This is a genomic window from Pseudomonas sp. NFPP07 (assembly GCF_900115645.1).
Taxonomy (GTDB): Bacteria; Pseudomonadota; Gammaproteobacteria; order Pseudomonadales; family Pseudomonadaceae; genus Aquipseudomonas; species Aquipseudomonas chlororaphis.
Genome location: NZ_FOXG01000012.1, coordinates 74,793 through 86,923 on the forward strand (window position 1 = coordinate 74,793; position 12,131 = coordinate 86,923).

At 62.1% G+C, this 12,131-nt stretch carries 5 protein-coding genes; all 5 read left to right on the forward strand.

What is annotated here, in order from left to right:
* Nucleotides 1-131: 131 nt before the first annotated feature.
* The 5 genes from BM019_RS27200 to BM019_RS27220 all read left to right on the forward strand — a co-directional run bounded on the left by BM019_RS27200 (nt 132) and on the right by BM019_RS27220 (nt 12,004).
* A complete protein-coding gene (locus tag BM019_RS27200; RefSeq protein WP_092421773.1) occupies nt 132-2,270 on the forward strand; it encodes a type I secretion system permease/ATPase in 2,139 nt (712 codons plus the stop codon).
* A gap of 91 nt (nt 2,271-2,361) precedes the next feature.
* Nucleotides 2,362-3,789, forward strand: coding sequence for an HlyD family type I secretion periplasmic adaptor subunit (locus tag BM019_RS27205; RefSeq protein WP_092421776.1), 1,428 nt, complete (start codon nt 2,362-2,364; stop codon nt 3,787-3,789).
* Nucleotides 3,790-3,861: 72 nt separating this feature from the next.
* Nucleotides 3,862-4,476 (forward strand): hypothetical protein, encoded by a 615-nt coding sequence (locus BM019_RS27210; protein WP_092421779.1) that lies wholly within the window; start codon nt 3,862-3,864, stop codon nt 4,474-4,476.
* An 83-nt stretch (nt 4,477-4,559) separates the two neighbouring features.
* Nucleotides 4,560-5,330: a hypothetical protein gene (locus BM019_RS30640; protein WP_139217395.1), complete on the forward strand. Its 771-nt coding sequence runs from the start codon at nt 4,560-4,562 to the stop codon at nt 5,328-5,330.
* A gap of 674 nt (nt 5,331-6,004) precedes the next feature.
* Nucleotides 6,005-12,004, forward strand: coding sequence for a S8 family serine peptidase (locus BM019_RS27220; RefSeq protein ID WP_092421785.1), 6,000 nt, complete (start codon nt 6,005-6,007; stop codon nt 12,002-12,004).
* Nucleotides 12,005-12,131 lie beyond the last annotated feature (127 nt).

The following is a 12,131-nucleotide window of genomic DNA, read 5'->3' on the forward strand; positions in this document are numbered from 1 at the left end:
GGGCAACTCATACAGATGAATGAAATAAATCTCAATCAATGATGTCGTATTGATACTAATTGTTTCTTGTTTGATATAACATCTTGAAATATTAGGACTTTACGGCCGCAACGCGGCATGCATGGAAGCTTATGAGCGAACAAGGAAGGGGCGCCGAGTCGCCCACGCCAGACACCGGCCTGGTCTGTCTGGTGATGCTGGCCCGGTTTCATTCGGTGGCGGCGTCCGCCGAGCAACTGGCCCATGAATTCGCTCCAGAGAACCAGCCGTTCACCCAGCGCGAACTGCTGCTCGCCGCCCGCAAGCTGGGGCTCAGGGCCAAGTCGGTCAGCACCTCCATCGCACGCCTGGAGCGCACGCCATTGCCGGCGATCGCGGTCGATGGCGACGGCAGGTTTTTCATCATTGCCAAGCTGGACCAGGGCCAGGCGCTGATCCAGGACCCGCGTGCGGATCGGCCTGAGGTGATCTCCTTCGAAACCCTGGCCGCGCGCTGGACCGGCGAGCTGGTGCTGCTGCGTTCCGAAGCCGGGGTGCCGGGGGAAACCTCGCGGTTCGACTTCACCTGGTTCATTCCCGCCATCGTCAAATACCGCAAGTTGCTGGGCGAGGTGCTGCTGGTGTCCTTTGCCCTGCAGCTGTTTGCCCTGGTGACGCCGTTGTTTTTCCAGGTGGTGATGGACAAGGTGCTGGTGCACCACGGGCTGACCACCCTGGATGTCATCGCCGCCGGGTTGCTCGGCATCATGCTGTTCGAGTCGGCCTTGAGCGGCTTGCGCAGCTACGTGTTCGCCCATACCGCCAGCCGTATCGATGTGGAGCTGGGCTCGCGCTTGTTCCGTCATCTGATCAACCTGCCGCTGGCGTATTTCCAGGCGCGCCGGGTCGGCGATTCGGTGGCCAGGGTGCGTGAGCTGGAGAACATCCGCAGCTTCCTGACCGGCAACGCCATTACCTTGTTGCTGGACGTGCTGTTCTCGCTGGTGTTCATTCTGGTGATGTTCTACTACAGCGGCTGGCTGACCCTGGTGGTGCTGTTGTCGCTGCCGCTGTACGTGCTGGTCTCGCTGTTTGTCACGCCGTTGCTGCGCGCCCGCTTGCAGGACAGCTTCACCCGCGGCGCGGAGAACCAGGCGTTCCTGGTGGAGACGGTGAACGGCATCGACACGGTGAAATCCATGGCCGTCGAGCCCCAGGCGATTCGCAAGTGGGACAACCAGATGGCCGCTTATGTCGCGGCCGGGTTCAAGACCCAGACCTTGTCCACCATCGCCAACGAGAGCGTGTCGCTGATCGGCAAGCTGGTCACGGTGGCGACCCTCTGGCTGGGCGCGCGGCTGGTGATCGACGGACAGCTTTCGGTGGGCGAACTGATCGCCTTCAACATGCTGGCCGGCCGGGTCAGCGGCCCGATCATGCGCCTGGCGCAGTTGTGGACCAGCTTCCAGCAGACCGGTGTTTCGGTGCAGCGCCTGGGCGATATCCTCAATACCCGCACCGAGCTTTCCCAGGCCACCCGCAGCGCCTTGCCGCCCCTCAGGGGGCAGATCGAATTCGACCAGGTGCATTTCCGTTATCGCGCCGACGGCTCGGAGATCCTGCGCGGGATCAACCTGCAGATCGCCGCCGGCGAGGTGATTGGCGTGGTGGGGCGTTCCGGCTCGGGTAAAAGCACGCTGACGCGCCTGCTCCAGCGCCTGTACGTGCCCGAGCGTGGACGGGTGCTGGTGGATGGCATGGACCTGGCGCTGGCGGACGTGTCCTCGCTGCGCCGGCAGATCGGCGTGGTGTTGCAGGACAACATGCTGTTCAACCGCAGCATCCGCGAAAACATCGCCCTGAGCGATCCGGGCGCGCCGCTGGAAACGGTGATGCATGCCGCCAGCATGGCCGGGGCCCACGAATTCATCCTGGAGTTGCCCGAAGGCTACGACACCATGGTCGGGGAGCATGGCACCTCGCTGTCCGGCGGCCAGCGGCAACGCATCGCCATCGCCCGGGCCTTGATCGGCAACCCACGGATCCTGATTTTCGACGAGGCCACCAGTGCGCTGGACTACGAGTCCGAACGGATCATCCAGCAGAACATGCAAAGCATCTGCGCCGGGCGCACGGTGATCATCATCGCTCACCGGTTATCGGCGGTACGCGACGCCAATCGCATCCTGGTGGTCGACCGCGGGCAGATCGTCGAGCAGGGCAACCATGCCGAACTGCTGGCGCACCAGGCCGGCCACTATTCGCGCCTGCACCGCATGCAGCAGGGCTGAACAGCGCCCGATTCACAGGTTATTTGTTCGGCCGCCGCCCTCGCCGCAGGGGCGGGGCTGGATGCCATCCGGATTCAAGGACCGATTGCCCATGAGCGCCACTCCTTCGTTATTGCAGCGCTACCGCGACGCCTGGCAGCACGCCTGGCGCCAGCGCAAAAGCATGGACAGCGTGCAGCGCCTGCCCCATGAGGCGCAGTTTTTGCCCGCCGCCCTGGAGTTGCAGGACACCCCCGTGCACCCGGCGCCGCGGATCTTTATCTGGAGCATCCTCGGCTTTGCCGTGCTGGCCTTGCTGTGGGCCTTTATTGGCAAGATCGAAGTGGTGGCGGTCGCGCCGGGCAAGATCGTGCCCAATGGCAAGACCAAGCTGATTCAGTCCAGCGAAACGGCGGTGGTCAGGGCGATCCACGTCAGTGACGGCCAGGCGGTGAAAGTCGGCGAGCTGCTGGTGGAACTCGACCCGACGGCGGCGGATGCCGACGTCAGGCGGATCCAGAGCGAGCTGCTGGCGGCCCGCGTCGACAGCGCCCGTGGCGCGGCCATGCTCGAGGCGATCAACCAGCAACAGCCGCCGGCGTCGCTGCTCGGCCCGCTTGCCAACGCCGGCGCCAACGCCAACCCGGAGCAGGTGCAGAGCGCCCAGCGCTGGTTGCAGGGGCAGTACCAGGAGTACCGCAGCAACCTGGAGCTGGTGGACGCGGAAATCCTCCAGCGCAGCGCCGAAATCCAGTCGGCCCAGGCCCAGGTGGCCAGCCTGCGGCAAACCGTGCCGATCGCCACGCAATTGGCCGAGGACTACCGGCGGCTGCTGGAGCAACAGTACGTGGCGCGCCACGAGTATCTGGAAAAGGAGCAGGCGCGCCTCGACCTGCTGCGCCAGCTGAGCGTGCAGCAGGCCAGTGTCTTGCAGTCCAGCGCCGCCCAGGCCGAGGCGCGGCGCCGGCGCGAAGGCGTGGTCGCGCAGAACCGCCGGGCCATGCTCGACCTGCAACAGGAAGCCAATCAGAAAGCCGCGAGCCTGGTCCAGGAACTGGCCAAGGCCCGTTACCAGGAAACCCTGACCAGCCTCAAGGCCCCGGTGGACGGCACCGTGCAACAACTGGCGATCCACACCGTCGGTGGCGTGGTCACCCCGGCCCAGCCGCTGATGGTCATAGTGCCCGCCGACCAACCGGTCGAAGTCGAAGCGATGCTGGAAAACAAAGACGTGGGCTTCGTCCGCGCCGGCCAGCCGGTCACGGTGAAAGTGGAAACCTTCACCTTCACCAAATACGGCACCGTCGACGGCGAAGTGCTGAATGTCTCGAACGACGCCATCGAAGATGAGAAGCGCGGGCCGATCTACAGCAGCCGCATTCGCCTGAAGTCCGATCACCTGATGGTCAACGGCCAACGCGTGGCGCTGTCGCCGGGCATGTCGATCACCGCGGAAGTGAAGACCGACCAGCGCCGGGTGATCGACTACTTCCTGAGTCCCTTGCAACAGCATGTGGATGAGAGCCTGCGCGAGCGCTAGGACGGTTGAAGTGAAGTTCCCGGCGTATCGCCAGGCATCAATGATTTTTTCAGTGTGTGGGGAGTAACCGGTATGGCCAGATCCGTAAGCCGAAGTCTGTATTGGCTGGGTGCGGCAGCGGCAGTCGTGCTGCTTCTGTACTCCTTGCTGCCAACCACGCAAGGCAGCCCCTATATGAAACTTCACTCAACGGGGGAGGGCAGTGTTTTTACCGGGTGTGAGTTTTCATCCATCCAGCACGACGTGCCTGCCTTTCGATTCTCCATGAGCCCGCAGGCCTGTCGCCTGGTGCGTTATGACGGCAGCAGCGGCATCGAATTCACCCTCGAGTATCCAACGGCAGAGGTGGTCAGCGACGACGCCAAGGGCAGCCGTTACCCGATAGCCTTGTTTATCCAACGTATCTCCATGGAAGGCTTCGATGCCGATAGGCACCTGCGCGGCAAGCATCCCGTGGCGCTGGCGGACGGGGTCGAGGGTTATGAGGTCGGTGGTTTTCAGGAGCGCAAGTTCACAGGGAAAGACGGTGTCTCGGTGTATGTCTCGGACTACGTGGCGACGGTCCGGGCGAACCGCCTGTATGGCAGCGGATTATGGGTTTTCTACCAATACCCAAAGGAACTTACGGATGTAAGGGCAGTGGATGAGTTTGCCCTGAGTGTTCTTGATAAGTTGGTTGCTGAGTAAATGGTGAAATAAAAGAGGGCTGACCCCAGAAAAAGTTTAAAGCGGCAGTGGTTGGGGCATGCAAAAAAGAAGAGAGGGAAGAGATGGGTTTTTTAAAGGGGTTGTTGTTTAAAGCGTTCATTTTTGTATGGCAACTACTTCGATTTTTTGTTGCGATTTTCCTGTTGGTAGGGCTTTGTTATTACATTTTTATCGTAATTTTTTCTCCGAAGGTTTTAGAAAGTGTGGAGCCGGTGTCGACGCAGTCTATATGTGGTCGCCTTTCAGGGCGGGTAATAGTAGTGCCTCGTAACTATGTTGTTTTTTGGGCCGAGTATGAAGGCGAGAGTTCGTGGGATAAAAATACTTTTCATAGTGAAAAAACGTGTGATGCAAATATGACTTCCTTGCCTATGGTCGTGTCCTGGCCAGATTTTCAACCCGCGAACCAGTCTAAGTACTTTAGTGAGGGGCTGAGGTTTGATGGCTTGGAAATTGTAGTTTCACCTATTAAGTACAAGGGCTTTGATTTGAGGTCACGACTTGCTGCCCTTCTGGGGACTGCAAAAGGAGAGGAAGTCGAAGGTGCTACTTATATTGAGGAGTTAGGGCTCTATTTTGTTAAGCGCAAAGACAGGAGCTTTCCAGAAATTCTGAATGGTTATTATTGGAGTGAAGAGGGCGGAGAGGTTCAAGCAGTGTTTGAATGCCTCGGTGATCAGGTAGGGGAAGGTTTTTATAATTGTCGGGGAGAGTTTGTTTTTAGTCAGCTTGATGCACTCATGAAGGTTGGCTTCACACCGGAAAAGCTAAAGGCCTGGAAACGTATCGTAAGTTTAACGGAAGAATTTGTTCTGTCTAAAGTAGAGAAATAGGGAGAGTCTTTGTGCCGCAAGGATTAACGGTTGTAGATTTGGATTATGCGAAAGCACTGTTGAGTTCGGCGGGGCCCGGCGCAATGTATGATTACCTGGCTGTCAGAGGGTATAAGTATGCTGTGCTTGCTAATGGAGTTGCAAAGGGGAACTCTATAGCAGGGGAAGTGGCAATCAACTTCATGAAGACAACAGCGGCAGATGCAGGTCATGTTATGTCCGAAGACGATGTGAATCGGATTCGTAGGCAAATGGCTAGCGAATACGTCAGCACATTGAGCGACAAGCTGGACGCCAAAGGAGTTGTTTCCGCAGATATAACTTATGAAGAAGCTTGGGGGTTTCATCGTAAGGTTTTTGATAATAATGGATTGTCAGTCGACGCTTGGACATTGAATTCTGTATTTGAAGTTTTGGGTGAAAATAGCCGGGCAGTTTACTGGGGTAATGTTTTGGACTTTGCCGGCAGTCCTGGGTGGGAGCTTGCGCTTTCTTACGAGACAGACAAGCTTATGGCGTTAGCTGCTCGTATAGGTACTGCTGAAACCAAGCAAATAGCAATGAACTGGATTAACCGGGTCGACTCTCCTTCGGGAGACTGGACCGTTGTTACTAGTCTGACATCTCAAGTTTACAAATGGGTTCGTGGGCTGATAGTTGACGAGGCCCCCGATATGTCGGTCCCTAATCTTATTAACATCGACATCAACCCATCCCCCCAACCCCAACAACACATCCAGGGCGAAAGCAAAGCCCAGCAGGACGTCGCCAACGGCTATATCCAGAACGCCGCGACGCACAATATCTTTGCCGTCGGCGGCATCCTCAACAAAACCGACTTCACCTCGACCCAGATGTCCAGCCTGGCCTCGGGCGGTATTCGTCCCGGTGAGATGCAGCTCGACCCCAATGCCCGGCCCAACACCTACCTGTCGAATTTCTACCAGGCCCCGGACAGCACCAAGCCGGACTTCAGCCTGCGCAACGCCGTGACCTTGAACGGCCTGTCGGCCATGACCACCTTCAACACCTACGTCGACCCGCTGCTGCTGGACCTGACCGGCAACGGCGTGCACATGACCGACATCCGTGACGGCGTGCTGTTCGACACCGACCACAGCGGCACGCTCAAGCGCAGCGGCTGGGCCGATCGCAGCACCGGCATGCTGGTGATCGACGATGGCAGCGGCCAGATCAAGGACGTCAGCCAGATGTTCTCCGAGTACTACGGCGGCAAGGCCGGCGTGAACGGCGCGGCGGGCGAGGCGAAGTTCAAGGACGGTTTCGCCGCCCTGGCCAGCGAGGACGCGAACAAGGATGGCGTGATCGATCAGCGCGATCCGATCTGGAGCAAGCTGCGGGTCTGGGTCGATGGCACCCATGACGCGAAAGTCGATGGCGGCGAACTCAAGACCCTGGCTGAGCTGGGCATCACCCGGATCAACGTACGGGCCGCGGCGTCCACTCAAACCGAAGTGCGGGACGGCAACCGGGTGCTCGCCACCGGTTCGTTCACCATCAATGGCAAGAGCCAGGAAGCGCTGGCGGTGGATTTCCTCGGTGACCCGGTCAGCAACACCCTGAGCGCCCAGGGCGCGGGCACCAAGGTGACCTCGACCAGCAACGGCATCACCACCACCGCCTATGCCAGCCAGAGCACCACGGGCGAAACCCTGGACGCCGCACAGCTGGGCGTGGGCAACCTGTACGGCGGCAGCGGCAACGACACGTTGATCGCCGCGCCGGCCGGTGGCTGGCTGGTGGGTGGCGGCGGCAGCAACACCTATGTCGGCGGCAAGGGCGACGACGTGTTTGTGGTCAGCGCCTCGGACGACATGAAGAACCTCCACGGCAACGGCGGCCACGATACGGCGATCGTCGTCGGCGACAAAGGCGTGGTGCTGAACATGGCCCAGGCCGGCCTGACCATTGCCCAGGGCGGCAGCGGTGACGACACGATCATGAGCGGCGGCAACGGCAGCGCCTTCATCAAGGGCGGCTCCGGCAATTCGACCCTGGTGGGCGGTGGCGGCAGCGACGTGCTGGTCGGCGGCAGCGGCCACAACACCATCATCGGCGGCAGCGGCAAGGCGGTGATCTACGCCGGGCCCCAGGGCGACGTGATCTACGCCGCCGAAGGCGGCAGCATCATTCACGCCGGTGGCGGCGCCGACCGGATTTTCGGCGGCGCGGGCAATGACGTGATCGAAGTCGGCCACGGCAACGCAACCATCGACGGCGATGGCGGGATCAACCTGGTGACCCTGCACGGCAACCATGGCGACTACCGCATCACCCGCACCGCCAGCGGCTATGAGGTGGCCGACAAGGTCGCCGGGCGCGACGGTACGGTGACCCTGAAAAACATCCAGAAGCTGAATTTCTCGGATATCTCGGCGGTCGATCTGCAGACCCCCAACGCCATGCCGGTGGCCGACGTGCTGAGCCTCGATAAGGACGGCAAGGCCTTCAACCGGACCCAGCCTCACCTGATTGCCGCGCAAAGCCTGCTGGCCAACGATCAACACCTCAACAGCCAGGGCGCGCTGCGCATCGCCAACGTCGGCGACGCGGTCGGCGGCTCTGTCAGCCTCACGGCCCAGGGCGACGTGCTCTTCACTCCGGATGCCCGCTACACCGGCCTGCTCAGCTTCAAGTACGGCGTGGTCGATGCCGCCGGCAACCTGTCGGCTTCGGTGGTGGACCTGAGCAGCGGGCAGACCGCGCCGATGCGCGCCGGGGTGACCTTGCTGACGCCGGAAGTGCCGCTGGACCCCTTGGCGGCCCAGGAGTGGTACCTCAGCGATACCAACGTGCTGCCGGTCTGGCAGGACTACACCGGCAAGGGCGTGCGCATCGGCCAGTTCGAGCCGGGCGGCCAGTTCGCTACCGCGCCCGAGATCTTCGACATCGCCCACCCGGACCTGGCCGCCAACGTCGACCAGGCCTGGCTGCAGACCCAGCAGGGCAACGGCAGCTTGCCGGGCCTGGTGTCCAACCACGCCACCATGGTGGCGGGGGTGATGGTCGCGGCCAAGAATGGCACGGGCGGGGTAGGGGTGGCCTACGGCGCGACGCTGGGCGGCTATTACCTGGCCAACAGCGGCGCCGACCTCGCCGGGTTGGGGCATATGGTCAGCTTCGACATTGCCAACAACAGCTGGGGCTTCACCAACGATTTCGCCCTCAGCAGCTTCCAGGACGGCTTCGTCAACACCGCCACGGCGCTGAGCATGAATGCCCAGTACGCCGCGAGTAACGGTCGCGGTGGCCTGGGCACGATCATTGTCGCGGCCGGCGGCAACAGCCGCGCGACCGGCGGCAATGCCCAGGGCTCCTTGACCAACAACAACCGTTTCTCGGTGGAAGTCGGCGCGATCAATGCCCAGGGCGACTTGTCGACCCTGCAGATCGGCTCCTCGCCGTTCTCCAACCCGGGCGCCAGCCTGCTGGTGTCGGCGCCGGGCAGCAACGTGGTGTCCACCAGCCATATGCTGGAAACCGACCGTGGCTCGACCTTCGGCAACGACTACACCAGCATGCAGGGCACCAGCTTTGCCGCGCCGATCGTCTCCGGCATCGTCGCGCTGATGCTCGAGGCCAACCCGAACCTGGGCTACCGCGACGTGCAGCAGATCCTTGCGCTCTCGGCACGCCAGATCAACGACCCGTCCACGCAGTGGAGCGACAACGCCGCCCACAACTGGAACGGCGGCGGCATGCATACCAGCAACGACTACGGCTTCGGCGAAGTCGACGCGCGGGCCGCGGTGCGCTTGGCCGAAGCCTGGATGACCCAGAGCACCGGCGCCAACGAGTATGTCTACAGCGCCTCCAGCGGCGCCCTGGGCAAGAACCTGGCGGCGGGGGGCACGCTGAGCTCGTCCATCGCCATGAATGCCGGCCTCAATGTGGAACACGTCGAGATCGATTTCGACGCCCAGGTGGGCCGCCTTGGCGACCTGACGCTCAAGCTGATCTCGCCCGACGGTACCCAGAGCGTCCTGCTCAACCGCCAGGGCAAGGTGCCGGACGGCATGCCGGGGGCGAGCGCCACAGACCTTGGCAGCACGCAGTCGGGAGCGTTCAGATACACCTTCATGACGACCCATGACTTCGGCGAACGCTCGGCGGGCAACTGGACCTTGCAGGTGAGCGATTCGGCTTCCGGCCTGCCGGTCACGCTCAATGCCTGGTCTCTGCGTTTGTACGGCAGCAAGAGCACCCCGGACGACACCTACTTCTACACCGACGAATACCTCAAGTCGGTGGTCGGGCATGCCAACCGTGGCGTTCTGGACGATGCGGTCAACGGTGTCGCGGGCGGGCGCAATACCCTCAACGCGGCGGCGGTGTCGGGTGATAGCTCGGTCAACCTGTTGACCGGTGTCGTCAGCCTCGGCGGCGCGGCGTTGACGGTGAAAAATCCGCCGAGCATTCAGAACATCGTCACCGGCGACGGCAACGATGTGCTGGTGGCTGGCAATGCCGATGCCTTGCTCGACGGTGGGCGTGGCAACAACAGCCTGACGGGGGGCGCGGGCAAGGACTTCTTTGTGGTCCATCGCCGCGATGGCGGCAGCGATGTCATCAGCCACTTCGAGGCCGCCCGGGGCGAGATCATCGACCTGGTGGGCTTTGCCGGGAAGAAGTTCACCGACCTGGTGCTCAGCCAGCAAGGCGCGGACGTCAAGATCGACCTGGCCAAGGGCCAGAGCATTGTCCTGAAGAACCAGTCGCTGGCCGGGATCGGCGCGGCGAACTTCAAGTTCCAGGACACCTTTGTCGCCCCGACGGCCTACGTCAACAGCGACGCCTCGGCGGTCCAGCCGCAGGAAGGCCTGGGCACCGTGCTGCTCAACGGCGGCGGCAAGGGCGTGATGTACAGCAGCGACGCCCAGGGCAAGATGGTGGCTTCGTTGAGCGGCACTATCTACAGCCATGACAGCGCGACTTCGGATGTGTTCGTGGTGGCGGCCCAGTCGGGCGTCAAGGACTACAACAACGCCTTGCGCGGCTTCCGTCATGGCATCGACAAGATCGACCTGCGCCAGACCGGGGTGACCGATTTCAGCCAGCTGACCCTCGAGCACAAGAATCGCGCGACCCTCAACGGCCTGACGCAGATTCACGGGGTGTATGTGACGCGTAACGGCGCCCAGGGCGCCGACTCGAACGTCAACCTGCTGTACCTGGATGCGCTGGATGTGGCGCAGGTCAGTGCCTCGGACTTCATCTTCGCCGAGCATGCGCCGCAGGTGGTGGCGCCAGTCGGCCCGGTGGTGGCTCCGGTGGAACAGCCGACGGTGACTGTACCGGGTACGCTGACGCCGATTGTCGAGCGTCCTGGTGTCGACAAGCCTGTCGTGGTGCCGCCGCTGCCGCCTGTCGATCTGCATCCGACCGTCAGCGTTCCAGTGGTCGATCCGGTGCTGCAACCTTCGGTGACGATCCCGGACATCACCCTGCCGGAACACAAGACCATCGAGCAGATCCTCGCCGAACGCGGTGTCGACCTGAATCCGAAAGTGCCGGAACACAAGACCGTCGAGCAGATCCTGGCCGAGCGTGGCGGCAACCAGGGGCCGACGGTTCCCGAGCACAAGACCATCGAGCAGATTCTCGCCGAGCGTGGCGTCGGTTCGTTGCAGCCTTCAAAGCTGCCGGACATTGGCCCGGTCGGCCGCGATCAAGGGGGACGCACGCCGGTGGATGTGCCGAGCCCGCGGCCGATTGTGATTCCCGATATCCCGGTGGTCGATACCAGCCACCGCGACCTGGATATTCCGAGTCGTCCGCGGGTCACCGTGCCCGATATCCCGACGGCGTCGAACCCGTGGCTCAAGTTCGATGACCCGGTGCCATCGGTGACTGACACCGAGGATTTCTCGTACGCTTCGATCCGCGACAGAATCCGTTCGCGTCCAACGCCCACCACCGTGGACCCGGTGACCAGCTCGTCGCGCGACCCGCTCACGCTGAGCCCGTTGCCGAGCGTCGATCCTGCGCCCGTGGCCAGCGATCCCAACACCATGACGGTCAAGGGCTTCTTCGCCAACGTCAGCCTGGGCGACGAGAGCAAGACCATCAACGTCGAGGCATCGAGCGCCAAGCTGGTGGCCGGCAACGGTGACAACAAGGTCAACGTGACGGGCAGCCGCGCCGAGATCACCCTGGGCAACGGCAACAACGTGATCGCCGGCGACATCAATAAGCTCACGGTCGGCCATGGCAACAACAGCATCACCGACAGCGGCTCCTTCGCCACGGTGAAGCTGGGCGATGGCAACAACAAGGTGCTGGTCAGCGGCAGCATGCCCACCGTGGAAGTCGGGCACGGGGTCAACGACCTCGAGTTCAGCGGCAGCATGGGCCAGCTGGTGTTCGGCCAGGACATCAGCCCCGAGCGCCTGTGGTTCCAGCACGAAGGGCAGGACCTGCAGATCTCGGTGATCGGCAGCCAGCAGGAGGTCACGCTGCACAACTGGTACGCCGCGACCCCCGAGCGTCCACGGGACATCATGACCGGCGACCGTCACCGCTTGCTGGGCAACGATGTGGAAAACCTGGTCCAGGCCATGGCGGCGTTCGCGCCGGCAGCACCGGCGACCATGACCTTCGGCGCGGCCGAGCAACACGCCTTGCAGCCTGTGCTGGCGGCCAACTGGACATGACCGCGTAACGTGACTCACTAACAGGGCCCGCGATGGAGATCGCGGGCCTTTCTCGTTATTGATTGGGAGTGGGCGGGTAGGTGAACCGTCATTAACCCCCAGATACAAACAGGCGCCGCTTTCAGGT